Origin of the sequence: Luteibacter aegosomatis (assembly GCF_023078455.1) — a bacterium.
Lineage (GTDB): Bacteria > Pseudomonadota > Gammaproteobacteria > Xanthomonadales > Rhodanobacteraceae > Luteibacter > Luteibacter aegosomatis.
The window spans coordinates 4,127,569-4,153,867 of the sequence record NZ_CP095740.1; the positions used below are offsets into that span (position 1 = coordinate 4,127,569).

Annotated in this window: 22 protein-coding genes and 1 pseudogene; 17 read left to right on the top strand and 6 right to left on the bottom strand. The window is 67.5% G+C overall.

The window, feature by feature from the left end; translation table 11 throughout:
- Positions 1–2 precede the first annotated feature (2 nt).
- Positions 3–1,373, top strand: coding sequence for an acetyl-CoA carboxylase biotin carboxylase subunit (gene accC, locus L2Y94_RS18555; protein WP_144916339.1), 1,371 nt, complete (start codon positions 3–5; stop codon positions 1,371–1,373).
- Positions 1,374–1,553: 180 nt separating this feature from the next.
- Here the strand turns inward: accC and prmA are convergent, their stop codons facing one another.
- Entirely contained in the window at positions 1,554–2,456 is a 903-nt protein-coding gene (gene prmA / locus L2Y94_RS18560) for a 50S ribosomal protein L11 methyltransferase (protein ID WP_247370911.1), read from the bottom strand.
- A 64-nt stretch (positions 2,457–2,520) separates the two neighbouring features.
- On the opposite strand from prmA, the gene L2Y94_RS18565 reads away from it, so the two are divergent.
- From L2Y94_RS18565 to purH, 3 genes are all read left to right on the top strand, one after another.
- Positions 2,521–3,339: a zinc-ribbon and DUF3426 domain-containing protein gene (locus tag L2Y94_RS18565; RefSeq protein WP_247370914.1), complete on the top strand. Its 819-nt coding sequence runs from the start codon at positions 2,521–2,523 to the stop codon at positions 3,337–3,339.
- 223 nt (positions 3,340–3,562) lie between these two features.
- Positions 3,563–3,796 carry a helix-turn-helix domain-containing protein gene (locus L2Y94_RS18570; RefSeq protein ID WP_144916331.1) on the top strand — a complete coding sequence of 78 codons (234 nt, stop codon included), beginning with the start codon at positions 3,563–3,565 and terminating at the stop codon, positions 3,794–3,796.
- A gap of 57 nt (positions 3,797–3,853) precedes the next feature.
- Positions 3,854–5,443, top strand: coding sequence for a bifunctional phosphoribosylaminoimidazolecarboxamide formyltransferase/IMP cyclohydrolase (gene purH, locus L2Y94_RS18575; protein WP_247370917.1), 1,590 nt, complete (start codon positions 3,854–3,856; stop codon positions 5,441–5,443).
- Positions 5,444–5,542: 99 nt separating this feature from the next.
- On the opposite strand, the gene L2Y94_RS18580 is transcribed toward purH, so the two are convergent.
- Positions 5,543–6,520, bottom strand: coding sequence for a bile acid:sodium symporter family protein (locus L2Y94_RS18580; RefSeq protein ID WP_247370919.1), 978 nt, complete (start codon positions 6,518–6,520; stop codon positions 5,543–5,545).
- 105 nt (positions 6,521–6,625) lie between these two features.
- Between L2Y94_RS18580 and L2Y94_RS18585 the strand changes: the two genes are divergently transcribed.
- Together L2Y94_RS18585 and L2Y94_RS18590 are read left to right on the top strand one after the other, a co-directional pair.
- Positions 6,626–7,504, top strand: a complete 879-nt coding sequence (locus tag L2Y94_RS18585; protein WP_247370921.1) for a LysR family transcriptional regulator — start codon at positions 6,626–6,628, stop codon at positions 7,502–7,504.
- A 46-nt stretch (positions 7,505–7,550) separates the two neighbouring features.
- On the top strand, positions 7,551–8,249 hold the full coding sequence (locus L2Y94_RS18590) for a glutathione S-transferase (protein ID WP_247370924.1): 699 nt from the start codon (positions 7,551–7,553) through the stop codon (positions 8,247–8,249).
- Positions 8,250–8,348: 99 nt separating this feature from the next.
- On the opposite strand, the gene L2Y94_RS18595 is transcribed toward L2Y94_RS18590, so the two are convergent.
- The gene (locus L2Y94_RS18595; protein ID WP_247370927.1) at positions 8,349–8,864 is read right to left on the bottom strand and encodes a DUF2782 domain-containing protein; all 516 of its coding nucleotides are present in this window, start codon (positions 8,862–8,864) and stop codon (positions 8,349–8,351) included.
- A gap of 95 nt (positions 8,865–8,959) precedes the next feature.
- Between L2Y94_RS18595 and polA the strand changes: the two genes are divergently transcribed.
- The 8 genes and pseudogenes from polA to L2Y94_RS18635 all read left to right on the top strand — a co-directional run bounded on the left by polA (position 8,960) and on the right by L2Y94_RS18635 (position 21,460).
- Complete coding sequence (gene polA, locus L2Y94_RS18600) at positions 8,960–11,680, top strand: DNA polymerase I (RefSeq protein WP_247370930.1); 2,721 nt, start codon at positions 8,960–8,962, stop codon at positions 11,678–11,680.
- 1,192 nt (positions 11,681–12,872) lie between these two features.
- Positions 12,873–13,112, top strand: coding sequence for a hypothetical protein (locus L2Y94_RS18605; protein ID WP_247370933.1), 240 nt, complete (start codon positions 12,873–12,875; stop codon positions 13,110–13,112).
- A 198-nt stretch (positions 13,113–13,310) separates the two neighbouring features.
- A pseudogene (locus L2Y94_RS18610) lies at positions 13,311–14,442 on the top strand (IS481 family transposase).
- Between the two features lie 784 nt (positions 14,443–15,226).
- Positions 15,227–15,445, top strand: a complete 219-nt coding sequence (locus L2Y94_RS18615; protein WP_247370935.1) for a hypothetical protein — start codon at positions 15,227–15,229, stop codon at positions 15,443–15,445.
- Between the two features lie 23 nt (positions 15,446–15,468).
- Positions 15,469–17,667, top strand: a complete 2,199-nt coding sequence (gene uvrD / locus L2Y94_RS18620) for a DNA helicase II (protein ID WP_247370937.1) — start codon at positions 15,469–15,471, stop codon at positions 17,665–17,667.
- 103 nt (positions 17,668–17,770) lie between these two features.
- Entirely contained in the window at positions 17,771–19,486 is a 1,716-nt protein-coding gene (locus L2Y94_RS18625) for an Hsp70 family protein (RefSeq protein ID WP_247370940.1), read from the top strand.
- Positions 19,487–19,490: 4 nt separating this feature from the next.
- Positions 19,491–20,360 carry a J domain-containing protein gene (locus tag L2Y94_RS18630; protein ID WP_247370943.1) on the top strand — a complete coding sequence of 290 codons (870 nt, stop codon included), beginning with the start codon at positions 19,491–19,493 and terminating at the stop codon, positions 20,358–20,360.
- Positions 20,360–21,460, top strand: coding sequence for a hypothetical protein (locus L2Y94_RS18635; protein WP_247370946.1), 1,101 nt, complete (start codon positions 20,360–20,362; stop codon positions 21,458–21,460). Before L2Y94_RS18630 ends, L2Y94_RS18635 begins: the two co-directional genes overlap by 1 nt.
- 99 nt (positions 21,461–21,559) lie before the next feature.
- Here the strand turns inward: L2Y94_RS18635 and L2Y94_RS18640 are convergent, their stop codons facing one another.
- Genes L2Y94_RS18640 through L2Y94_RS18650 form a run of 3 tightly spaced genes read right to left on the bottom strand, consistent with a single transcriptional unit; the run spans position 21,560 to position 24,754 of the window.
- Positions 21,560–22,813, bottom strand: coding sequence for a heme biosynthesis HemY N-terminal domain-containing protein (locus L2Y94_RS18640; protein ID WP_247370949.1), 1,254 nt, complete (start codon positions 22,811–22,813; stop codon positions 21,560–21,562).
- Positions 22,810–23,937 (bottom strand): uroporphyrinogen-III C-methyltransferase, encoded by a 1,128-nt coding sequence (locus L2Y94_RS18645; RefSeq protein ID WP_247370950.1) that lies wholly within the window; start codon positions 23,935–23,937, stop codon positions 22,810–22,812. Before L2Y94_RS18645 ends, L2Y94_RS18640 begins: the two co-directional genes overlap by 4 nt.
- Positions 23,938–23,983: 46 nt before the next feature.
- Complete coding sequence (locus L2Y94_RS18650) at positions 23,984–24,754, bottom strand: uroporphyrinogen-III synthase (RefSeq protein WP_247370953.1); 771 nt, start codon at positions 24,752–24,754, stop codon at positions 23,984–23,986.
- Positions 24,755–24,891: 137 nt separating this feature from the next.
- Between L2Y94_RS18650 and L2Y94_RS18655 the strand changes: the two genes are divergently transcribed.
- The 3 genes from L2Y94_RS18655 to L2Y94_RS18665 are packed head-to-tail and all read left to right on the top strand — an operon-like array spanning position 24,892 to position 26,293.
- On the top strand, positions 24,892–25,356 hold the full coding sequence (locus tag L2Y94_RS18655) for a YiiD C-terminal domain-containing protein (RefSeq protein WP_247370956.1): 465 nt from the start codon (positions 24,892–24,894) through the stop codon (positions 25,354–25,356).
- A 31-nt stretch (positions 25,357–25,387) separates the two neighbouring features.
- Positions 25,388–25,801: a hypothetical protein gene (locus L2Y94_RS18660; protein WP_247370958.1), complete on the top strand. Its 414-nt coding sequence runs from the start codon at positions 25,388–25,390 to the stop codon at positions 25,799–25,801.
- A gap of 45 nt (positions 25,802–25,846) precedes the next feature.
- On the top strand, positions 25,847–26,293 hold the full coding sequence (locus tag L2Y94_RS18665) for a rhodanese-like domain-containing protein (protein ID WP_247370961.1): 447 nt from the start codon (positions 25,847–25,849) through the stop codon (positions 26,291–26,293).
- Positions 26,294–26,299 lie beyond the last annotated feature (6 nt).

The following is a 26,299-nucleotide window of genomic DNA, read 5'->3' on the forward strand; positions in this document are numbered from 1 at the left end:
CCATGCTCGAGAAGGTCGTCATCGCCAATCGCGGCGAAATCGCGCTGCGAGTGCTTCGCGCGTGCCACGCGCTGGGCATCAAGACGGTCGCGGTGCATTCCACCGTCGATCGCAACCTCAAGCACGTCGGCCTGGCCGACGAATCGGTATGCATCGGCCCGCCTCCGTCGGCCGACAGCTACCTCAACATTCCGGCGATCATCGCGGCCGCCGAGATCACCGACGCCGGCGCCATCCACCCGGGCTACGGCTTTCTCTCCGAGAACGCCAACTTCGCCGAACAGGTGGAGAAGTCGGGCTTCGTCTTCATCGGCCCCACGGCCGACGTGATCCGCCTGATGGGCGACAAGGTCGAGGCCATCCGCGCCATGAAGGCCGCCGGCGTGCCCTGCGTGCCCGGTTCGGGCGGCCCGCTCGGCGACGACGTGGACGAAAACCTGCGCATCGCCCGCGAGATCGGCTACCCGGTCATCATCAAGGCCGCGGGCGGCGGTGGCGGTCGCGGCATGCGCGTGGTGCGCACCGAGGCCCACCTGGCCAACTCCATCGTGATGACCAAGCAGGAAGCCAAGGCGGCTTTCAGCAACGATCAGGTCTACATGGAGAAGTTCCTGGAGAACCCGCGCCACGTGGAAATCCAGGTACTGGCCGACGGCCAGGGCAACGCCATCCACCTGGGCGAACGCGACTGCTCGATGCAGCGCCGCCACCAGAAGGTGGTGGAAGAGGCCCCGGCGCCGGGTATCACGCCGGAGCTGCGCGCGCAGATCGGCAAGGTCTGCGTCGACGCCTGCATCCGCATCGGCTATCGCGGCGCGGGCACCTTCGAGTTCCTGTTCGAGAACGGCCGCTTCTACTTCATCGAGATGAACACCCGCATCCAGGTGGAGCATCCGGTGACGGAGCTGGTCACGGGCATCGACCTCGTGCGCGAGCAATTGCTCATCGCCAGCGGCCACAAGCTGTCGATCCGCCAGGAAGACATCGTGCTCACCGGCCATGCCATCGAGTGCCGCATCAACGCCGAGGATCCCGACACCTTCATGCCGAGTCCCGGCACGGTGAAGCGGTTCGAGGCGCCGGGTGGTCCCGGCGTGCGCGTGGACACGCATCTGTACGACGGCTACCGCATCCCGCCGAACTACGACTCGATGATCGGCAAGCTGATCGTGCACGGCCCCGATCGCGCCACCGCCATCGCGCGCATGCGCATGGCGCTCACCGAGACGGTGATCGAGGGCGTCAAGTGCAACATCCCGCTGCAGCAGCGGATCATGGCCGACGTGGGCTTCCAGCAGGGTGGACAGAACATCCACTACCTGGAGAAGCGGATGGCCGAGCAGAAAGAGAAGGCTCAGGCTTCCGCCGAGTGATGAAAAAATCCCGCCGTGAGGCGGGATCTTTTCTTGCGGGTTGTCGCCCCTTCGTGCTCAAGGCGCTGGGTTCCTGCGTTCGCAGGAACGACGTGAGGGCTATTAGGTGGCGCTCCAATCTTGTAGCTCGTCGTTCCTGCGAACGCAGGAACCCAGCGCCTTGCGTCCGAGCGATATCGCTCAATCGCGCTTTCGCACGCCGCTGATCCGCACCCAGTCCTCCAGCGTGCGAACTTCCAGCCCCTCGAACCACTCCGCATAGCGCACGAGCAATTCCTCGTGCTGCCCCTGCAGGATGCCCGACAGCGCGAACGGCGCACCCGGCTTCACGGCGGCGGCGAAGGTCGGCGCCAGTTCGCCGAGCGGCCCGGCGAGGATGTTCGCCACGAGTACGTCGGCACGTTCCGCCGGCGCCTCGCCCGGCAGATAGACGTCCAGGTCGCCGTCCACGCCATTGCGTTCGGCGTTGTCGCGCGACGCGAGCAAGGCCTGCGGATCGTTGTCGATGCCCACGGCGCGACCGGCCCCCAACTTCAGCGCGGCGATGGCGAGGATGCCCGAACCGCAGCCGTAGTCGAGCACGTGCTTGCCCGCCAGCTGCTGGCCGTCGAGCCATTCCAGGCACATGGCGGTGGTGGGATGCGTGCCGGTGCCGAAGGCGAGGCCGGGGTCGAGCCGCACCACGACGATGCCGCCGTCCACCGGCGGCTCGATATTCCACGGATACACCCACAGGCGGCGACCGAACGGCATCGGCTTGAACTGGTCCATCCAGGCCCGCTCCCAATCCTGGTCTTCGACCTCGCGCCAGGCGATGTGCGCGGGCTCGATGAAGGGCAGGTCGTCGGCGATCGCCGCGGTGAGCCCCCGCCGGTCGGCGTCGGCATCGAACAGCGCGTTGAGCACGATCTGGTTCCACAGTGGGATCTCGCCGACGCCGGGCTCGAAGATCGCCTCCTCGTCGGGCGTCTCCGCGTCCGCGTCGCGCAAGGTGATCGACAGGGCGCCCAGGTCTTCCAGCGCGGCTTCCACGCGCGGCTGCTCGGCGGCGCGGATGGTGAGGGACAGTTCGAGCCAGGGCATCGTGGCATCACGCAAAGGGGAAGAGGACCACGATTCTAACGGCCCCGCACGCTATGATCGAACGATGTACACGCAGTGTCCCGAGTGCCTCACCGTCTACAAGCTCGATGCCCGGCTGCTGGTGCCGGCCTGCGGCTGCGTGCGCTGCCATCGCTGCGACACCGTGTTCAACGCACTGGGCACGCTCGCCGAGCAGCTCCCTCCCGAGCCGTTCACGCGCCTGCCCGAGCACGCGCTCGACCGGGATCCGCCACTCGTCGACGTGGCCGTGTTCCGCCCCCGTCCGCCCGAACCCGAAACCCTTCCGCCACCGCCCGTCGTCGACGAGGTCGCGCCCGCGGAATCACCCGCGGCGGGCGAGGATTTCAGCCAGCTCACCTTCACCCCTGCGTTCGCGCGGCGCCGTCGGCGCTCCTGGCGGACCTTCGCCTGGGTGTCCGTCTGCAGCGCGCTGCTGCTGGGCCTGCTGGCCCAACTCGCCTGGGCCGAGCGCGACATGCTGGTCGCCGATGCCACCGCCGGCCCGATGCTGGCACGCGTGTGCGACCTGGTCGGCTGCCGTCTCCCGCTCGTCGCCGCACCCGACCGCCTGCGATTGCTGGCGCGCGACGTCGAGCAGCACCCCACCGTGCGCGATGCCCTGCTCATCACCGCCAGCGTGCGCAACGATGCCGCTTTCGGGCAACCGTATCCGGTGGTCACCATCGTGCTTTCCGACGCGCAGGGGCAGAAGCTCGCGATGCGCCGTTTCCGGCCCGAGGACTACGTCGGCGATGCCGCCATCCGCGCGCGCGGGCTGGCGGCGGGGGCGACCACGGCCATGGTGTTCGAGGTGCAAGACCCGGGCCAGCGCGCGGTCGCGTTCGCCTTCAGCTTCGACTGACCGTTCGAAAAAATTTCTTTTTGCAAGCCTGCACTTCGCCTTCCGAGGCGAGTACACTCGGTCCCCTTCGCGACTTTCGGCGGCCGACTGACGGCGTGGCCGTATCGCACTCGTGACCATCGATTAGAACAAGAACTGACCGGAGCCCTGTTCCGGGCTGCGAGAGGGGAATGCCTTGAACGCTGTGAGACTGACTGCCGTCGAGGCCGCCAACGAGACCTCCATGCAGAGCGCCCTCAGCGAATGCGTCAGCCGCACCGTGCGTCGTTACCTGGCCGACATCGGCGATACCGAGTGCGGCGAAGGCCTGCACGCCCTGGTCATCCGCGAGGTCGAAGGCCCCCTGCTGCGCGAAGTGCTCGCCTTCCACGAAGGCAACCAGAGCCGTGCCGCCGCCGCGCTCGGCATCAACCGCGCCACGCTGCGCAAGAAGCTCGCCGCCCACGGCATCTCCTGAGCCGCCCTCGGGCGTCCGGACGGCTATAATGGCGCGCTTTCCACCCCGGAAGCGCCCATGCCCTCGCCCGATCTCGTTCCCGTCCGCCGCGCGCTCGTCAGCGTTTCCGACAAGCAGGGCCTGACGGAACTCGCCCGCCGCCTCGTCGCGGCCAACGTCGACATCCTCTCCACCGGCGGCTCCGCGAAAGCGCTGCGCGACGCCGGCATTCCCGTGCGCGACGTCGGCGACCTCACCGGCTTCCCCGAAATCATGGATGGCCGCGTCAAGACCTTGCACCCGAAGGTCCACGGCGGCCTGCTCGGCCGTCGCGGCACCGACGACGCGGTGATGGCCGAACACGGCATCCTGCCCATCGACCTGCTCGTGCTGAACCTCTATCCGTTCGAACGCACCGTGGCCGATCCGTCGTGCACGCTGGAGAACGCCATCGAGAACATCGACATCGGCGGCCCCGCGATGCTGCGCGCCGCGGCGAAGAACTGGAACGACGTCGGCGTGCTCACCGATCCGTCGCAGTACGACGACGCGCTCGCCGAGATCGAAAGCAAGGGCGGCCTCTCGCGCGCCACGCGCTTCCGCCTTTCGGTGGCCGCGTTCAACCGCGTGTCGAACTACGACGGCGCGATCAGCGACTACCTTTCCGGGCTCAGCCTCGACGATACGCATACCGCCATCGCCGGACACGCCGAATTCCCCGAACAGTCGAACGGCCGCTTCGTGAAGGTGATGGACCTGCGCTACGGCGAGAATCCGCACCAGGCCGGCGCGTTCTATCGCGATCTCTACCCCGCGCCGGGCACGCTCGCCACGTTCCGCCAGTTGCAGGGCAAGGAGCTCTCGTACAACAACATCGCCGACGCCGATGCCGCGTGGGAATGCGTGCGCCAGTTCGACGCGCCCGCCTGCGTGATCGTCAAGCATGCCAATCCCTGCGGCGTGGCCGTGGCCGCCGATCCGCTGGCCGCCTATGAACTGGCGTACGCCACCGATCCCACCTCGGCGTTCGGCGGCATCATCGCCTTCAACCGCCCGCTCGACGCGGAAACCGCGAAGGTCATTTTGAAGCGCCAGTTCGTCGAGGTGCTGATCGCTCCCGTCGTCGAAGCCGGCGCGGTGGAAGAAGCCACGAAGAAAGCCAACGTGCGCGTGCTGGAAATCCCGATGGGCGACGGCCGCAACACGCACGACGTCAAGCGCGTGGGCTCGGGCCTGCTGGTGCAGACCGCCGACCATCGCCAGGTGACGCGTGACGAACTGAAGGTGGTGAGCAAGCGCCAGCCGACCCCGGCCGAACTCGACGACCTCCTGTTCGCCTGGCGCGTGGCGAAGATGGTGAAGTCCAACGCCATCGTCTACGCGAAGGACCATCGCACCGTCGGCATCGGCGCCGGACAGATGAGCCGTGTGGTGAGCGCGAAGATCGCCGGGCTGAAGGCGGAGGAAGCTGGTCTCGTGGTACCGGGCAGCGTGATGGCGTCCGATGCGTTCTTCCCGTTCCGCGACGGTATCGATGCCGCCGCGGCGGCGGGTATCGTGGCGGTGATCCAGCCGGGCGGCTCGATGCGCGACAACGAAGTGATCGAAGCGGCCGACGAGCATGGGATGGCGATGGTGTTTACGGGCATTCGCCACTTCAGGCACTGAAGAACATCCTTCGCCGATACGATCGGCTCCCACCCCTTCGGTAGGCAGGATCGCGAAAGCCCTGCTACCGAAGGGGTGGGAGCCGATCGTATCGGCGAATCAGCGTGCGAAGGCGGCTGTCTCCCGCCGCACCGCATACCGCCGCGCCAGCACCGCGCACGTCATCAGCTGGATCTGGTGGAACAGCATGATCGGCAACACGATCAGCCCCAGCGGATGGCCGGCGAACAGCACCTTCGCCATCGGCACGCCCGACGCCAGGCTCTTCTTCGAGCCGCAGAACACGATGGTGATCTCGTCCTCCTTCGCGAAACCCAGCGCACGCGCGCCGTAACGGGTCGCCAACAGCGCCAGCGCGAGCAGCACCGCGTTCACAACGAGCAGGCCCGCGAGCACCGGCAACGGCAGCTGATGCCACAGCCCTTGCAACACGGCCGCGCTGAACGCGGTGTACACCACCAGCAGGATCGAACCGCGATCCACGAAGCTCAGCAGCGTCGCGCGACGGCGCGCCCAGTCGCCGATCCAGCGCTGGGCAACCTGCCCGGCGACGAAGGGAATGAACAACTGCACGACGATGGCACCCACCGCATGCCACGAGAGCCCGCCGTGCCCGGAGTTCGCGATGATCAGGCCCACCAGCAGCGGCGTGACGAAGATACCGAGCAGGCTCGACGCCGACGCGCCGACGATGGCCGCCGGCACGTTGCCCCGCGCGATCGAGGTGAAGGCGATCGACGACTGCACGGTCGAAGGCAAGGTGCACAGGAACAGGACGCCAAGATACAGATCGGGCGTGACGAGCGGCGAGAGCACCGGCTTCAGCAGCAGGCCCAGCAGGGGAAACAGCACGAAGGTGCTGGCCAGCACCGTGAGGTGGAGGCGCCAGTTGGTCATGCCCGCCACCACGGCGTCACGGGACAGCTTGGCGCCATGCAGGAAGAACAGAAGGGCGATGGCGACGTCGGTTGCCACGTCGAACACCCGGGCCGCCACGCCCTGGCAGGGCAGGAGGCTCGCCAACAACACGGTGGCGACGAGCGACAGGGTGAATCCATCGGGAAGGAAGCGACGCATGACGGGAAAGCCGGTCGAGGGAATGTCGCTATTGCACCGCCAACCCACTCATAAGACAAATCGTTTTATCTGATTCAGTGATAGATTAATCGCATGAATGTCTCAATGCGTCAGCTCCGCGCCTTCCTCGCCGTGGCGGGGCATCGCCATTTCCGGCGTGCCGCCGACGCCCTCCACCTGACCCAGCCCGCCGTGAGCCGGCTCATCGCCGACCTGGAAACCGAACTGGACGTGCGCCTGTTCGATCGCAGCACCCGAGAGGTCGTGCCGACCGAAGCGGGCCGTTACCTGGCGCAGGCGGTCGCCCGCGTGCTCGACGAACTCGACGGCGTGCTCGCCCACGCGCGGACGCAGGCCGACCCCTTGCGCGGCCGCGTGCGCATCGCCGCCGTGCCGACGGTCTCCGCCGGGCTCGTGCCCGCCTGCATCGCCTTGTGCGCGGCGCGCCACCCCTCGCTGGACATCCTCCTGCGCGACCAGAACCAGGCCCAGGTGCTCGACGCCGTGCGCGGCGGCGAAGTGGACTTCGGCCTCACGGTGGAGCCGGCCACCCGGGAGGAGTTCGATGCGGAAACGATCCTGCGCGATCCGTTCCGCCTGGTGTGTCGCGACGACCACGCCCTTGCCGCGCACCCGTCCACGACATGGCGGACGCTGGTCGACGAGCCGCTGGTGCTGCTCGACTACGCCTCGGGCAGCCGCCGCCTCATCGACGCGGCTTTCGCCGAACGGCGGCTGCCCATGCGGGTGGCGCTCGAAGTGGGGCATCCCTATACCGCCTTCCGCATGGTGGAAGCCGGGCTCGGCCTGACGGTGACGCCCGCGCTTTCGCTGGACGCCTTGCGGCCGGGGCTCACGGTGCTTCGCCTGGAGCCCGAGGTACGGCGCGAGGTCACCCTGCTACGTCGCCGCGCCCGCTCCCTGTCGCCTCCCGCGCAGACCGCCTGGGACGCCTTCCGCGAGGTCGCGCTCACGCTCGCTTGAACGCGCGCCCGCCATGCTCGTGTCTTTCGGACCACGAGGTGCTTCGATGAGCTACCAGCTGTATTACTGGACCGGATTGCAGGGGCGGGGGGAATTCGTCCGCCTCTGCCTGGAGGATGCCGGGGCGGCGTACACCGACGTCGCGCGGATCGAGGGCGACGACGCGATGATGCCGTTCCTCGACGGCAAGGAAGACGGCGCCCTGCCCTTCGCGCCGCCGATCCTCAAGAGCGGACGGCTGGTGATCGCGCAGGTGGCGAACATCCTGCACTACCTGGGGCCTCGCCACGGGCTCGTGCCCGAGAGCGAACCGAAGCGCATCTACGCCCACCAACTGGAACTGACCATCACCGATCTCGTGGCCGAAGCGCACGATACGCACCATCCGGTAGCGAGCGGGTTGTACTACGAAGACCAGCGCGCCGAGGCGAAACGCCGTTCGAAGGATTTTCGCGAGTCGCGCATCCCGAAGTTCCTCGGGTACTTCGAGAAAGCGATCGAACGCGGCGGCGGGCGGTTTCCGCTACGTGAGCATTCCTACGTGGATTTGTCGCTGTTCCAGGTGATGGCGGGACTGGAGTACGCCTTTCCCAAGGCGATGGCGAAGCAGAAGATTCCGTTGCTGCGCGATCTGGCGAAACGCGTGGCCGATCGGCCGAACGTCGCGGCGTATCTCGCCTCGGAACGGCGCGTGCCGTTCAACGAGACGGGGATCTTCCGGCATTACGCCGAACTGGATGGGTGATCGCCCGATCGAATCGCGGACAAGGTCCGCTCCCACACGTCGTCAGTAGCCTTTGCTACCGAAGGGTGGGAGCGGACCCTGTCCGCGATGCATGCCATCTCAGTTTTCCCCGGCGGGCTTGGGCGCATTACCCCACTCGTAAACCTTGTACTGCGTCGGGCTCACCGGCCCATTTCGGCCACCCACCGCATGACGACGCCCCTCGTCGTCGACCGAGTAGTACTGCGGCACGCCGTTCTTGGGCGTAACGACCACCTGGAAAAGCTTGCCGCCCGAACGGTACTCCTCGACGCGGTTGTCGCCCTCCTGGTGAATGGTGACTTCCGGCGGCGGGTTGCCACGGGCGTCCATCGCGGGAAGGTTATCGGCCGACACCGTACGCCCCATCGCATCGGACGTGGCCGGGGTCGACTGCGTCTCCTCGGCCTGGTCGTACGGCACCGGGCGTTCCACCGGCTTCTGCCCCGAGCGGTCCGGCTCGCCCGGCTTCACGCCCGGATCGTTCAACGCCGGGGGCGGCAGGGTCTTCAGTTGAGGGGCCTTGGCGGTCTGCGCCGCGGCGGGCAACGCCAGGGCGAGGGCGAGCGCGGCGACGAGGGCATGCGAGCGGTTCATGAGGGAGTCTCCGTACGGGGTTGAGAGCATACCAAGCCGATCCCCCGCGGCCACGTGAACAGGCGGTCGACGCCCCTCCATGCGAGAATCGACGCATGCCTACGCTCACCCTCATCGACGGGTCCTCGTACCTGTATCGCGCGTTCCACGCGCTCCCTCCGCTGACCAATGCCCACGGCGAACCCACCGGGGCGCTGTTCGGCATCGTCAACATGTTGCGCACCACCATGAAGGCCGGCTCCGACTACGTGGCCTTCGTGCTGGATGCGCCGGGGCGCACCTTCCGCGACGACCTCTACCCCGACTACAAGGCCAATCGGCCTTCCATGCCCGACGACCTGCGCGCGCAGGTCGAGCCGATGATGAAGATCGTGTCGGCCCTGGGCTTTCCCATGCTCTGCGTACCGGGCGTGGAGGCCGACGACGTGATCGGCACGCTCGCGCACAAGGCCCGCGAGGCAGGCATCGACACCGTGATCTCCACCGGCGACAAGGATTTCGCCCAGCTGGTGGGCGCGCACGTGGTGCTCATCAACACGATGAGCAACACCACGATGGACATCGATGGGGTGATCGAGAAATTCGGCGTGCGCCCGGAGCAGATCGTCGACTTCCTCACCCTCACCGGCGATTCCATCGACAACGTGCCCGGGGTGGAAAAGTGTGGCCCGAAAACCGCCGCGAAGTGGTTGGCCGAATATTCCGACCTCGACGCGCTCATGGCCAACGCCGACCGGATCGGCGGCAAGATCGGCGAAAACCTTCGCGCCGCCCTGCCCCGCCTGCCGTTGTCGCGCGAATTGGTGACCATCCGCACCGACGTGCCGCTCGACCACGGGCCCACCGACCTGACCATGCGCGAACGCGACGTGGATGCGTTGCGCGAGTTGTACGAACGCTACGACTTCAAGGCGGCGCTGAAGGATCTCGACGCGGCCGCGCCTTCCGAATCCGCGGCACCGCCCGCCGCGGTGCCCGCGCAGGCGCCGCTCGTTCCGGCCGCCGAGGTCGACGTCGAATACGAACTGGTCGCCACCGAAGAGCGCCTCGCGGCCTGGCTGGAAAAGCTGGAAACCGCGCCGCTGATCGCCTTCGATACCGAGACCACCAGCATCGACGCGATGATGGCCGACATCGTCGGCCTGTCGCTGGCCGTGGAGCCGGGCAAGGCCGCCTACGTGCCGCTCGCGCACGACTACCCGGGCGCGCCGTCGCAGCTGCCGATGGACCACGTGCTCGGCGCGCTCAAACCCATCCTGGAAGATCCGGCTCGCCCGAAGGTGGGCCAGCACGGCAAGTACGACGTCAACGTGCTCTCGCACTACGGCATCGCGCTGCGCGGCCTCGCCCACGACACGATGCTGGAGTCGTACGTCCTCAACGCCACCGCCACGCGCCACGACATGGATTCGCTGGCGCAGAAGTACCTCGGCTACACCACCATCAAATACGAGGAAGTGGCCGGCAAGGGGGCGAAGCAGATTCCGTTCTCGCAGGTCGATTGCGACACCGCCTGCCGCTACGCCGCCGAAGACGCCGACATCACCCTGCGCCTTCACCAGGCCCTGTGGCCGCAACTCGAAGCCGTGCCTTCGCTGCAGTCGGTGTACCGCGACATCGAGATTCCGCTGGTACCCGTGCTGGCGAAGATGGAACGCACCGGCGTGCTCATCGACGCCAACGAACTGCGCAAGCAGAGCCAGCACCTGGGCAAGCGCATGCTCGAACTGCAACAGCAGGCCTACGCGTCGGCGGGGCACGAGTTCAACCTCGATTCGCCCAAGCAGTTGCAGGCCGTGCTCTTCGACGAACTGGGCCTGCCCGCGAAGGTGAAGACACCGAAAGGCCAGCCGTCCACCAACGAGGAGGCACTGGAAGCCATCGCCGACGCGCATGAGCTGCCGCGCCTGATCCTCGACTATCGGGGCCTCGCCAAGCTGCGCTCCACCTACACCGACAAGCTGGCCGGCATCGTCAACCCACGCACCGGCCGCGTGCACACCAGCTACCACCAGGGGGCCGTCGCCACGGGGCGAATCAGCTCGTCCGATCCCAACCTGCAGAACATCCCGGTGCGCACCGAAGAAGGCCGGCGCATCCGCCAGGCGTTCGTGGCGCCGCCCGGCTGGCGCATCGTCGCGGCCGATTACTCACAGATCGAATTGCGCATCATGGCGCACCTGTCGCGGGACGAAGGCCTGGTGCGTGCCTTCACCGAAGGCGGCGACGTGCACCGCGCCACCGCGGCCGAGGTCTTCGGCGTGCCGCCGGAGGAGGTGACCACCAACCAACGACGCGCGGCCAAGGCGATCAACTTCGGCCTGATGTACGGCATGAGCGCGTTCGGCCTCGCGCGCCAGCTCGGCGTGGACCGCGGCGAGGCGTCCGATTACATCGGTCTGTATTTCTCGCGGTACCCGGGCGTGCGCCAGTTCATGGACGACACCCGCGAAAGCGCGCACCGGAACGGCTACGTCGAAACACTGTTCGGCCGTCGCCTGTACCTGGAAAACCTCAGTTCCCGCAACCAGGCCCATCGCGCCGGCGCGGAACGCGCGGCCATCAACGCGCCCATGCAGGGCACGGCGGCCGACATCATCAAGCGCGCCATGATCGCCGTGGCCACCTGGATCGAACCGCGCGACGACGTGCGCCTGCTCATGCAGGTGCACGACGAACTGGTGTTCGAAGTGCGCGAGGATGCGGTCGACGACGTTCGCGCGAACATCGAAAGGCTCATGACCGGCGCGGCGCAACTGAGCGTGCCGTTGGAGGTGAGCATCGGGGCGGGTGCGAACTGGGACGAAGCGCACTAAGGCGTTTCGCGTCGCAGGTATCGCGGACACGGTCCCCTCCCACCCTTCGGTAGCGAGTCAACCCGGCGACCGAGGGGTGGGAGCCGATCGCATCGGCGAGTCCCGCGAAGCGCTTGCTCACCACGCTCCGGCAACGGCGTCCCTTGTACGGGTTGAACCTCATCGCCCCGGCTAACTCGGCAGCTCAAGCGCGGCGCACGAATGTCCACGACCGGTCGCGCCCTCTTTCCGGGACCCGAATTCAATGAAGCGTCATGCCGCGCCTTTGCTGCCGCGAATAGCTTCTTTGCTCTTCGAAAGCCAGGTCCTGCGACCGCTGCTCCCGTTTGATCTGTTCGAATCCCTCGTACGATCGCTCATACGTCACCGTCATGGCCTGCGCAGCATCCACCGATGCATGCGTTGCAATGAACGTCATCCGGGTCACGACGGTAGGCGATGATTCGGGCGTCCTCGGCGGCTCGCCCTCCTTCGCGTCATGCCTTGGTTTTCGACGCCCGCTTTGCAAACCGGCGTGAGCGGATTCGGCATCGGTGGCGGGCTGATGCCGGGTTCGTCGATGTGCTTGCGACGTTGGGCTCGGCGCGATGTTTACGAAACAACTCAAAGTTGTCTCGAATGAGGGGCGTGTGCTTCGCAGGATTCGCCGATACGATCGGCTCCCACCCCTTCGGTAGCAGGCGTCGGCCGATATGGATATCAGGCGACTACATACAACACGGACGTGTTTTGGTAGTTTCGTGTCGTTGCCTGCGCCGTGTGTCGAATGCGCTGCGCAGGCAACCATCGCTCGATGCGGTGAGAAGCGCGGGCCAAGGGTGGTAGCACACCGCGAGGCCCGCTGACCCAACCAACTTGAATGGAGTTGATTCGGCTATGTCGAAGTCTAAGGCATTACCCCGCTTGCCGCTTCCCCGCGGCGACACCCTCAACGGTTACCGGGCCGTCTGGCGTTCCTCCAGACACGGTTGACGAACCGCGGCGCCCGCCGTTCGGGCTTGAGATGTTTCTTGCCGTTCTTACCCGGCGTAGTCACGTGCGCCCGTAAGACGCGGTAGGGCGTCGCCTGCTTCCTCGATCAAAGTGCTTCCGGCGCCCGGTCACGGGCGGGCCGGTGAGATCTCATGGCCTTGGGCGATGTGTTTCATTGCGGCACGTCGTTGGTGGCGTGCCGCACCTTGGAGAAGTTTCTATGGATGAGTGTTTGACGTTCGATGCGGATGCGACGGTGGATGAGCTTTTGAACCGTGCGGCGGAGTGGTTGCAGTACGCACGTGGGGTGACCGACCTGTTGGTGGAATCGATGCAGGAGACGGAGTTGCCGGATCGGCAGCGGATGGCGTTGGCACTGGGTGCGGTCAGTACGTTGACGGCGATGGGTACGCGGTGTGCGATGCAGGCGCACGGGCGGATGCAGTGGGACAAGGCGTAGGTGAGCGTGTCGCTTGCCCGCATGCACCGCACTGGGTTCCTGCGTGCGCAGGAACGACGTGAGGGGGTTATACGCCACGGTCATTCTTGTAGCCCGTCGTTCCTGCGCACGTGTATAGACCGGACACATAGCTGACAGGTGTGCCAGGACATGGTTTACACCTCGACCGCCAACCTGTGGCGGCCAGAGGCCCATCCCATGCCCTGGAAGGAAGCGTCAGTCATGAGTTTGCGTGCCGAGTTTCTCGCCCTGGCCCGGCGCCCGGACCAGCCCGTGGCGCCGCTGTGCCGGCGGTTCGGGATCAGCCGGACGACCGGCTATAAATGGCTCCGCCGGGAGGCGGCCGCGGAGCCGCTGGCGGACCGGTCACGTCGTCCGCACCGCAGTCCTGGGCAGACGGCGGCCGAGACCGAAGCCCGTATCCTGGCGCTGCGGCACACTTATCCCCATTGGGGCGGGCGCAAGCTGGCCAAGGTGCTGGAACGGGGAAGGTTGCGATGCGCCCGCGCCCAGCACGATCACCCACATCCTGCGTCGCCATGGCCTGCTGTGGCGCCCCACCGAGGCGGTGATCACGCCCTGGCAGCGCTTCGAGCACAGCGCGCCTAACGATCTGTGGCAGATGGACTTCAAGGGATCGGTGCCGGTGGGGGCGGGCCAGTGCGATCCGTTGACCGTGCTCGACGATCACTCCCGTTTCAACCTGGTGCTGGCCAACAACGCCGATAAGACAGGCCTGACGGTACGACGCCTGCTCACGGCGGCGTTTCGTCGCTACGGGCTGCCGTTGCGCATGAACATGGACAACGGCACGCCGTGGGGCGTGGGCAACGGCCCGGCACGCCATCTGTCGACCTTGTCGGTGTGGCTGGTGGAGCTGGGTATCCACGTGAGTTTCAGCCGTCCGTTCCATCCCCAGACCAACGGCAAGGACGAGCGTTTCCACCGAAGCCTGGACGTGGAGGTGCTGCGCGGCCGGGCTTTCCTCAACCTCAGGGAGCTGGGCCTGGCGCTGGATCACTGGCGGGAGATCTACAACCACGTGCGTCCGCACGAAGGCATCGGCATGGTCACGCCGGTGCAGCGTTACCGGATCAGTCCGCGCGCCTTTCCCGAGCGGATCGCGGCGTTTGAGTACGGCCCGGATGACTTGCGGTTACATGTCGACCAGCGAGGTCGAACCCAGCTGCTGGGCCATCCTCTGACGGTGTCGTCGGCCCTGAAGGCCCAGATCATCGCCGCCCGCCCGCAGGACGGGCAGGACGGCATCTATGACCTGTATTTCCGTCATCACTGGCTCGACACCGTCAACCTGCGAGACCTGGACTAAAGTGTCCACCATGTCCTGGCACACCTGTTCACCATGTGCCCGGTCTGTACACGCACGCAGGAACCCAGCGCCTCTCGTCCGAGGGAGCGACAACGTTCCATCGGCTCTTGATCTTCGCGCCGCGAGCATGTCGCACGCTTGAATCGCCGACGAAATCGTCTCCCACAACATCACCGACTCACCCGACACCGCACCGCCGAAAGAGCCCCGGCCGCGCGCCCTGTCGGCCGCGTTAGGCGCCCGAGGACCTCGAAGCGGAAGAGACCCCGCAGGGGCGCCGGTCAGGATGACCGGCGTTCTTCGCCGAGACAGGATGTCGAGTCGAAGAATCCCGCGTAGAGGTCCGCGCTCCGAAGGGGACGGGCGACGTGCGGCCGACAGCGCGCGCGTCCGGGGCGACCGCCTCGGTCCGCATCGCGCTTCGCGCCGAAGGCGCGTGGATACACGCATTCGCTGGAAGCGAATGAACCGGTTGCAGGCGACAAGGCGTGGGCCGGGCCACCGCCCCGGTCCAATTCGTTGGCAATACGTTAAATGAACCCCGGGTAACTTTTTTCGCCCTCGCCTGCAACTTTGCCCCGCCCCGGACGTCTATAGCTTCGGACGTACGCAACGGCGTCCGCATCGGTGTGTCCCACCTCCCTGGGACAACCTCGGAGCGACCCGGCTTTCCCCTGGGCCGGCCGCTCCCCGGGCCCCGGAAGCTCCCCTGGCTTCCGGGGCTTTTTTTTGCCTTCACATTTGTCAGTGCATCCTCCGTTCCACCCAAACAGGAGGCACATCCATGCGCGCAGGACTCATCATCGTCGGCGTCATCCTCATCGGCCTGGGCATCTGGGTCGTCGCCGGCAACGGCAGCTACAGCAAGACCGATACCCTGGCGCAGGTCGGCTCGGCCAAGATCACCGCCACGCACGACAAGTCCGTGCCGCAATGGGTGGGCATCGCCGGCATCGTGATCGGCGGCATCGTCGCGGTGGCGGGCATCGCGCGGAAACGCTGAGCCCGGCCCGTTACAATGGGAGAATGGATGTCTCCCACCTTCTCGACGACCTCAACGAGGCCCAGCGCGAGGCCGTCAGTGCCGCGCCGGGCCATTACCTGATCCTCGCGGGCGCCGGCTCGGGCAAAACCCGCGTACTCACCCACCGGATCGGCTGGCTCACCCAGGTCGAGCGCGTGCCGCCCTGGGCGATCCTCGCGGTCACCTTCACCAACAAGGCGGCGGGCGAGATGCGCGCCCGTCTCGACGGCCTCATTCCCGGAGGCACGCAGGGCCTCACCGTGGGCACGTTCCACGGCATCGCCCATCGCCTGCTGCGCCGCCATTGGCGCGAGGCCGGCCTCGTGGAGGGTTTCCAGATCCTCGATTCAGACGACCAGCAGCGCCTGATCAAGCGCGTGGTCGCCGGCATGGGCCTGGACGAGGCCCGCTTCCCGCCGCGCCAGGCCGCCTGGCAGATCAACCAGTGGAAGGACGAAGGCAAGCGCCCCGACGGCATCGAACATCGCGACCACCCGGTGACGCGCACCTTCGTCGAGATCTACAAGGCCTACGAACAGCAGTGCCAGCGCGCCGGACTGGTCGATTTCGCCGAGCTGCTGCTGCGCGCGCACGAGCTGTGGCTGAAGGATCCCCAGGTGCTGCGCCATTACCAGGATCGGTGGCGTTACCTGCTCATCGACGAGTTCCAGGACACCAACACCCTGCAATACGCGTGGATCCGCGTGCTCGCCGGCCAGACCGGCCAAGCCTTCGTGGTGGGCGACGACGACCAGGCCATCTACGGATGGCGCGGTGCGCGCGTGGAAAACGTGCAGCAGTTCCTCAACGACTTCCCCGGCGCGAAGACGATCCGCCTGGAGCAGAACTACCGCTCCACCTCGACGATCCTCAACGCCGCCAACGCGGTCATCGCGCGCAACGGCGGCCGCCTCGGCAAGCAGCTGTGGACCGACGGCGACGAGGGCGACCGCATCGCGCTCTACGCCGCCTACAACGAGCAGGATGAAGCGCGCTTCGTCATCGAGCGCATCCGCGAGCACATCGCCGAACACGGCAACGCGCGCGATTGCGCCATCCTCTACCGTTCCAACGCGCAATCGCGCAATTTCGAAGAACAGCTCATCCAGCGCGACCTGCCCTATCGCGTGTACGGCGGATTGCGCTTCTTCGAGCGTGCCGAAATCAAGGACGCCCTGGCCTACCTGCGCCTGGCTTCCAACCGCCACGACGACGCCGCGTTCGAGCGCGCGGTGAACACGCCGCCGCGTGGCATCGGCGACCGCACCCTCGACGAGCTGCGCCGTCGCGCGCGCGGCGAAAGCAGTTCGATGTGGGAAGCCGCGCTCAACGAAGTGTCCACGGGGTCGCTCGCGGGCCGCGCCAAGAACGCCATCAAGGCCTTCGTGGGTCTCATCGACAACCTGCAGCGCACCTTCAACGGCCACGACGGCGACGGCGAAGAGCCCTCGGCGCTCGTGCTCGCCGAACAGATCGAGCACGCCATCGTGCATACGGGCCTGCGCGACTTCTACGAAAACGACAAGCGCGGCAACGGCGAGGCGCGCGTGGAGAACCTCGACGAGCTCGTCAACGTCGCCAGCCGTTTCGAGATGACGCCCGAAGACGTCGACGCGGGCCTCAACGAACTCTCCGCTTTCCTGTCCCACGCGGCGCTGGAGGCCGGCGAGGGCCAGGGCGAGGCCTGGGACGACTGCGTGCAGCTGATGACCCTGCATTCGGCGAAGGGCCTGGAGTTTCCCGTGGTGTTCCTGGTGGGCATGGAGGAAGGCCTCTTTCCCAGCCAGCGGTCCACCGAGGAGGAAAACCGCCTGGAGGAAGAGCGTCGCCTCGCCTACGTGGGCATCACCCGCGCCCGCGTGAAGCTGTTCGTATCGCACGCGGAATCCCGGCGCATGCACGGCACCGAGATGCTGGCCCGTCCCTCGCGCTTCCTCGGCGAGATCCCGGCCGAGCTGATCGACGAGTTGCGGCCCCGCGTGCAGGTGTCCCGCCCGGCCTATGCCGACCGCTTCGCCGGCCCCTCCCTCGACGAACCCCTGCCCGTCCGCCTCGGACAGCGCGTCAGCCACCCCAAGTTCGGCGAAGGCACCATCGTCAGCGCCGAGGGTGCCGGTGCCCACATGCGCGTGCAGGTGAACTTCGAGGATGAAGGCAGCAAGTGGTTGGTTTACGCTTATGCGAACCTGACCGCGTTGTAAGGGGCTCCAACGTCGGCCGGATCGCCCGCCTCCCTTCCCGGGAGGCCGCGACCGCTCGCCAGGATGCGACTGCGCGCGTCGGCCACCGTCGCCAGGACCACGCATGATCATCGGAATCGATCTGGGAACCACCCACAGCCTCGTCGCCGTCTGGAAGGACGGTGGCCCCCGCCTCGTGCCCAACGCGTTGGGTGGCGTACTCACGCCCTCGTGCGTGGGCATCGACGAGGACGGCAGCGTACTCGTGGGCGAGGCCGCCCGCGAGCGCTTGCAGACCCATCCGCAGCGCACCGCGGCGCTGTTCAAGCGCTACATGGGCAGCGCGCGTACCGTACGGCTCGCCGACCGGGATTACCGGCCGGAAGAACTCTCCGCGCTGGTGCTGCGCTCGCTCAAGGACGATGCGGAAGCCTTCCTCGGCGAGGCCGTGACCGAGGCGGTGATCACCGTGCCGGCCTATTTCTCCGACGCCCAACGCAAGGCCACCCGCGTAGCCGGGGAGCTGGCCGGCCTGAAGGTCGAACGCCTGCTCAACGAGCCCACGGCGGCGGCGCTCGCCTATGGCTTGCACGAGGGTGCGACGGAAACGCAGTTCCTGGTGTTCGACCTGGGCGGCGGCACCTTCGACGTGTCCATCCTGGAGATGTTCGAGGGCGTGATGGAGGTGCGCGCCAGCGCGGGAGACAACATGCTCGGCGGCGAGGACTTCGCCACCCTGATCGTGGAACGCGCCTTCGCCGAAGGCATCCCCGAGGCGGCCCGAACCGATGCCGTTTTCATGCAGCGGCTCACTGCCCGCGCGGAGGCGGCCAAGCGCGAACTCGGCGCACGAGGCAGTGCCACCTTCGACGTCGAATGGAAGGACACCCGCGCCACCGTGACGTTGGACGCCGACGCCTTCGAAAAACTGTCCCAGCCCCTGCTCGACCGACTCTGGCGGCCCATCGAGCGCGCGCTGCGCGACGCCCGCATTCGCGCGGCCGACCTCGACAACGTGGTGCTTGCCGGCGGCGCCACGCGCATGCCGATGATCCGTGCCCTCGCCACCCGCATGTTCGGGCGCTTTCCCGCCGTGGGCCTGAATCCCGACGAGGTGGTGGCCCTGGGCGCCGCCGTACAGGCGGGTCTCAAGATGAAGGACGCGGCGCTCGACGAAACGGTGATGACCGACGTGTGCCCTTACACGCTCGGCACCGACGTGGCGCAGCGGCTGGAAAACGGTGCCCACGCGGAAGGTTTCTACGCGCCGATCATCCAGCGCAACACCGTGGTGCCGGTCAGCCGCGTGCAGCGTTTCTCGCCGATATCGCCGCAGCAGAAGTCCATCCGCCTGGGCGTGTACCAGGGCGAGTCGCGCATGGTCCGCGACAACATCCTCCTGGGCGAACTGACCGTTCCCATGCAACCGGGCCCCGGGCACGCGGACGGCGTGGACCTGCGCTTCACCTACGACGTCAACGGCCTCCTCGAAGTGGAGGCCACCGTAGTCGCCACCGGCGAGAGGCAGCGCCTGGTCATCGAGAGCGGCGAGGCGCACATGCCGCCCGCCGAGGTCCAGAAGCGCCTCGCCGCACTGGCGGAGCTGAAGATCCATCCGCGGGACACGCTGGAAAACCGCACGCTGCTCGCCCGCGCCGAGCGGATGTACGAGCAACTGCTCGGCGACATGCGCGACCACGTCGGCAAGATGATTCTCCGCTTCGAACAAGTGCTGTCGACGCAGGATGGGCGCTTGATCGCCCGCGATGCCGAACTGTTCCGCCAGGCGCTGAAGGCGATCGAATCGGACAACCTCTTCGCTCCCGATCCGGCGAACTGAAGCGATGGCTATCCCCTGGTTCTTCGCCACCTTGGGCCTCTCGGCATATACCGACGAGCGGGAGATCAAACGCGCATACGCCCTTCGTCTCAGGGAAATCGACCAGGCCGCCGATCCGGCCGCGTTCGCCCGCCTTCGCGATGCCTACGAGGCGGCGCGGGCCTGGTGCGATCGAGCCGATGACCTGCCGGCCGCCGCAGCACCGGATGACATGCCGCTTCCCGTCTCGAATGTCACCTTGCCGACGACGGAGACCTCCGTCGAGAAAGCGCGTCGCCTGCTCGACGGCTTTTGTCGACAGGTGGAGGACAACGACGCGTTGCATCTGGAGCATGCGCTGAATGCAGCCTTCGCCGACCTGCGCCTCATGCAGATCGATGCCGCCGCCGCGTTTCAGGCTCTTCTCGTCGACCGGCTGGTCGACGGCTCGATGCCTCGGCGCGACAGGGTCTTTCGCGCGGCCTGGGCCTATTTCGCCTGGAACGACGTGAACCATGTCGCTCCGCTCGGACCGCAGCGGCATGCCTGGATCGACGCGGTGGAACGGCAAAGGCGTGCCCTGCTGCTCAGCCCGGCCGGCCAGCGCGTGCTGGCCTTGCTCGAGCAGGCGGCACGTGATGGGGCCTTGCGGCCGCAGGAGTCGCTCCGACCGGCCATGGCCGACGCGGCCGTGCGATATCCGCAGCTCTTCGAACTCCACGTCACTTCCCGGATACGCGAAACCTGGGCCGGTCGCTACGGGCAAAAACCGCCGTTCTCGTTACGAAGGGCATGGAAGGAAAACTGGCCCCTGATCTTCGTCGCGGTCGCGCTCCTGGCCATTTTCGTCACGGAGCCCATCCTGGAACTGGTCCATTGGGTGCGGCACCGATAATGGCCGAGACGCCCTGGTTTCTGCGCACCCTGGGGCTGCCGCCCTATGCAGACGTTTCCGCCGTGCGGCGCGCCTATGCGCACGCCTTGCGGGCGATCGATCCGGAAGCCGCCCCCGACGACTTCGCCCGGTTGCGCGAAGCCTATGAAGCCGCTCGCACATGGTGCGAACAAAGCGATGACGAACCCCGTTCGCCTGACCATGCACAGTCGCTCCCGCCCCGAACCGGGGACGAGGTCCATGCCGAACACCCCTCGGAAACGACGGAAGCGGACGCACGCCAGGCGGCCGTCCTGCTGGGCGACGCCTTTGTCGCCGAGGCGAGGAAGACGGACGCCGTGGGCGCGGTCGCCGCACTCGAACGCACCGTGGCGTCACTGCGCACCCGTTACGTCGACGCTCCCGGCGAATTCGAAGAACGACTGATCGGCCTGCTCGCGACCGGCGAGTTGCCGCATCGGGCGGCGTTGTTCGAGGCCGCCACCCGCCTGTTCCAGTGGGAGGACATCGGGCAGACCGCTGCACTGGGACAGGGCGGCCGGTGGATCGAGCAGGTATTCACACAACGCGGCGTCTGGATGCAGTTGGCGGAATCCCGGCGTAAGCAGTGGCTCGCCCTGATCGCGCGCATATCGCTTCCGGTGGAAACCCGGCTGGTCCGCTACTGGCCGGAAATCGAAGCGCTCTGTCGGCAGTATCCGCTATGGATCGGCCTTCACTTGGATGCCGCGGTGCGCGACGGTTGGCGGGAAGCCTTCGAAGCGCTGCCGCCATCGACGAAAGCCGACTACCGCAAGAGCGGCGCGACGCCCGAGGCCTACCGGCCGGTGGTGAAGAAGCCGCGTCGGCGGTTCCGGATTCCCGGTTACGGGCTATGGCTGATCGCCTGGCTGGCGTTCCAGATCGTCAAGGCAGTGGTCGGGGCTTACCACACCTCGGTGGAGGACACGCCTCGCACGTGCCTCGATTTGTATCACCAGCTCTCGCGGGCCGATGCTTATGCCGGCCTGGCCGCCGATGAAATCCGCGAGTTGAAGGATCGTGGCGAGTGGTGCCTGCGCAACGGGTATTGGCAGGAGCCGGATGGGCCTCGTCGCTAGCTCGTGCGCGAGGCGCTGGGTTCCCGCGCGCGCACGAACGACGAGCTGCGAGATTCACTGGTACGCAAAAAAACTAAAGAAATCGGTTGTCGCGCGACGTCAAGGCGACAACCGCGGCACGCCGTGCTGATCGCGCTCTTCCACCGCCGTCACCCGCGTATCGATGCGACGGCTGCGGTATTCAGGCAGGGCTTCGGTGAGTTCGCCGCGCGAAAGCGCCAGCGCGTTACGGTAGCAACGCTGCGCCAGCTCCGATTGTTCCTCGCCGAGATACACGTCGCCCAATGCCTCCCAGGCATCGGCATTCGGTGCGATGGCGAGTGCGCGCTCCAGGTAGGGGCGGGCCTTGCCCCATAGCCGCACGCGCACGCACATGCGGCCCAGCGCGGTGAGCAGGGCAGCGTCGTTGGGGTGCGCATCGACCCAGGCCTCGGCCCGGCGCAGGCGCTGCTCGATGTCTTCCGAGCCCATCGCGCCGTAGGTGGCGATGAGTTGCGACGACCATTCGCGACGCAGCGCGGTCTCGATTTCGTCCATCGCCGCCATGGTCTGCCCGTGCTTCGCCGCCTGGCGCGCATAGGCATCGACGGCCACGGGCAGGCGACGCTGCGCCTTGGGCAATTGCGACCACAGCGTGGCGAGCGTGGCGCCGTCGGCGGCTGCGCCGACGTAAGCGGCAAGGATGCGCGACTCCAGTTCGGCATAGGCACGGGCGCCCAACTCGCCGCTTTTCTGCAACGGCTCGAGCGCGCGCATGGCACTGCGCGCATCGCCCGCCTCGAGCGAGGCTTCGGCGTATTCGACCCAACCGGCGGGCGTCAGCGCGGCCGTGCCAGCCTCGGGCGCCAGCAGTGCCGCCGCTTCGGCGGCCTTGCCGCCACGACGCAACAGGCGCGCACGCAGCACGCGCGCGGCGCGTGGCGTTTCCTGCGCGGCCGCGTCGAGGGTTTCCAGCGCGCGCGTCGATTCCCCGTGGCGTTCGGCGGCTTCGGCGGCGGCAAGCAAGGCCGGACCGCGCACCGAGGAATACCGCGCGGCGCGGTTGAGGTCACGCTCGGCTTCGGCGTGGCGGCCTTCCACCAGCGAGACCAGGCCGTCGGCGAGTCGACGGCGGCTCATGTGGCGCTGGCGGCGAGTGAACGCGCCGAACGGCCAGCGGATCAAGGCCACGAGGGCCGCGATGACGGCCCAGGCGAGCAGCAGGATCGCCACCAGCGTGACCAGCGTCATCTGCACATTGGTGCCGCGCCAGTGCACGAGCACGTAGCCCGGATCCTGGGCGACCCAGTGCCAACCGAACGCCGCCAATACGGCGACGAGAATGAGGCCGACGATCCAGCGCCAGAGCCTCATGGCGTAGTCCCCTGCGGGGCGCCGGCGGCGCTCGACGCGGGCGCGGGTGCCGCCGTGTCCTTGAGCGCATGCACCGAACGCAGGTTGCGCAGTTCGCCCAGGGCGGCGCCGAGCTGCGGCTGCGGGCCTTTCGTCTTGCCGGCGAGCAACGCGGCGATGCGCGCACGAACATCGCGCACGTCGGGCGACGCGGGATCGAAACGGGCGGCGAGGCTCGCATCCACGCGCTCGAGCGCGGCCTTGCGACCGGCATCGTCGTACGCGAGCACGGCGGATTCCGCGTGGGCGACGTCGAGCGCGGCGAGTTCGCGGGCGATGCGCTCGTCGGCCAGGCCGAGCGGCGTGCCGTCGTCGTGGCTCACCTTCACGATGCTGCCGAGCGCGTCGCCGGCGCGCTGCCAGAAATCGCGCTCGCCCTGCCGCGGCTTGTCGTCGGGGTTTTTCAGCGGAAGCGTGGGAATGCGGGCGCGCAGGTCGGCCAGGGTGGCGAGGTCGGTCGCGCGCGACGCGGGCTCGATCGCGACGAGGGCCTCGCGCTCCGCGCCGAGGCTGCGCCGCACGGCGGCGAATGCGCTGTCGTTGACGGCGGCCAGCGTCGTGTCGGCGAGGTCGTAGGCGGCCAGGGCGCCGGACGCGTCGCCGAACAGGGCGAACCGCTCCTTGGCCATGCGAAGCAGCGATTCGGCCTCGTCGAGCAGCATCGCGTCGTGGCCGCTGAGGCTGCGCTCGGACAGGTTGGCGACCGCGTCTTCGAGGTTCTTCGTGCGCTCGGACACGCCCAGCATTTCCTCGCGTGCCGAACGGTTCACACCGTCGGCGTCGCTCACACGGCGACGCAACGTGGCGTTTTCCTCGGTGAGCGCGGCCACCTGCGTGCGCAGTTCGCCCACCTGCCCGCCCAGGCCGTTGGCGGCACCCAGTTCGGCGCGCATGTTCCAGACCATCCAGCCCGTGTAACCCGCCGCGCCCAGCGCCGCGAGGGAAAGCAGGATGCTCACCGCCAGCGCGCCGCCGCCACGGCGGGGCGCGGCTGTAGGTGGCTTCGCCGGGCGGCGCGAGGCGGCGTCGGCGGCCGGGGCCGGCGTGGCCGGGGCGGTATCGGTCGATGGGGTCTCGGTCGTCATGGCCCGCATGCTAGCAGGCCATACGCGAACGCACGGAAGACATCCCTTACCGTCGGGTGAACGAGATCCCCGAAGCGGCTTCGAGCAGGTCGGCGGGCAGTGCCGACTTGGCCACCGTCACCCGCTCGAAACCGGCGTGTTTTGCGATTTCTCTCAACCGGTCGCTGCTGACCACCGCCACCGCCTGCACGAGCCGGCGCCAGGCCGGGGCGATGAGCGCGCGTTGCAGGTGCTCCAGGGCCTCGGCGCTGGAAATCAGCACGGCGGAACGCTTGCCCAGCTTGAGCAAGGGATCGATGTGGCGCCGGTCGATGCGTGGCGCCACGCGGTGGTAGACGTGGATCTCCTCCAACAGCGCCCCCCGCGCGACCAGTTGCTCGCGCAGCACGCCCCGTCCGCCCGGTGCCCCGATGAGGGCGATGCGGCGGCCGGCGATGCCGTTCATCTCGGGCATGCCGAGCACGCCCTCACTGTCCTGCCGGTTTTCCGGGAAGCGGACCTCGGCGACGTCGACCACCTTCAACGCGCGCGCCGTACCCCGCCCGACGGCCACCACCGTGGCACGCGTGACCAGGGGCAGGAGGTCGGCGGCGAAACGCACGGCGGCCGGGCTGGTGAAGACGAGCATGTCGCCTTCCAACGCCGAACGCAGCGCCGCGTGGGTGGCCGAGGCATCGGCCGTGGCGCGCAGCGAGAGTCCGGGCACCGCCACCGGGATGCCTCCGAGCTTGCGTACGCGACGGGAGAGCGGACCGGCGGTGCCGGCGGGACGGGTGATGACGACCGTAACGTTGCGTAGGGGCTGGGAGCGGCTCACGAAAGCATCCTGCGGGTGACGTTTCGAGCATACGTACATGCGGTCGATGGCACGCATGCCGAAGGTCTATGATTTTCATCATCGCATGCGCCATACGCGTGCGAACGTCACCGGCACGCACGTAGACTGCGCCGCTTATGACTTCTTCAGATGCCACCCTGCAGGCCCTCGAGCGTTTCATCCTCGACGGCATTCCCCTCGCCCGCGCCATGCAGGTGAGCATCGCCGGCTTCGACGGCGTGCACCTGGCGATGACCGCCCCGCTGGCACCCAACATCAACGACAAGGGTTGCGCCTTCGGTGGCAGCCTCGCCAGCCTGATGACCCTGGCGGGCTGGGCCCTGGTCGAATCCATGCTGCGCGGACGCGGCCACGATTGCGACCTGTTCGTGGCCGATTCCACCGTGCGCTACCTCGCCCCGGTATGGGGTGACCTGCGCGCCGAAGCGCGGCTCGCGCCGGGTGGCGACTGGAGCCCGTTCTTCGCCACGCTCGACGCGCGCGGACGGGCCCGGGTGGACGTCACCTGCGTGCTCCCCGGCGACGACGGCAAGCCGGCGGCCAGCCTGGAGGCGCGCTTCGTCGCCAAGCGCCGGGCATAATGGCCGGGCTTTCGACCCGACGGAACCCGCCATGCGCCGCATTGCCCTGCCCGCCCTCGCCCTGCTGCTGGCCGTCCTGGCCGGCTGTGCCACCGACAAGCGCAACGAGGCGCTCAACAGCACGCTGATGCGTTACGCGTCGGCGATTCGCTGGGGCGACTTCGCCAACGCGCAGGGCTTCGTCGATCCCGACTACGCCACGGCCCATCCGATGAGCTCGCTGGAGCAGAGCCGGCTCGGTCAGCTACGCGTCACCGCCTACGACGAAGGCGCCGGACCGCACCCGGACGGCCAGGACGAGGTGACCCAGGTCGTGCAGATCAACGTGGTCAACGTCAACACCCAGGCCGAGCGCTCGATCATCGACCGCCAGCGCTGGCACTACGACCGCGACAAGGGCGTCTGGCGCCTGATGACCGGCCTGCCGGACTTCTCGCCGCACTGAACCGATATAATCGGCCGCTTTACCCTGGCGGCCTCGGAAGACCCGATGAACGACGTACTGCACAAGTTGCCCGAATTCGCAGGCAATCACCTGGCGCTGGCGGCGCTGTTCGCCGTCCTGCTGATCGCCCTGATCGCCGGTGAAGTCGGCACCCTGTTCCGCAAGTGGAAGTCCCTGACGCCGGCCGGGCTCACCCAGCTCATCAACCGCGACACCCCGCTCATCATCGACCTCTCGGCCAGCGCCGACTTCGAGAAGGCCCACATCCCGGGGGCGAAGAACGTGGCGATGAGCCAGTTCGATCCGGAAACCCAGAAAGACCTCAGCAAGGCGAAGGAGCTTCCCGTGGTGCTGGTCGACAAGGACGGCCGCGGCGTGGGCAAGGCGGCCAATCGTCTGATCAAGGCCGGTTTCCCGCGCGTGTTCGTGCTCGACGGCGGTACCTACGCCTGGCAGAACGCGCAGTTGCCGGTGGCCAAGGGCAAGAAATAAGCGGTA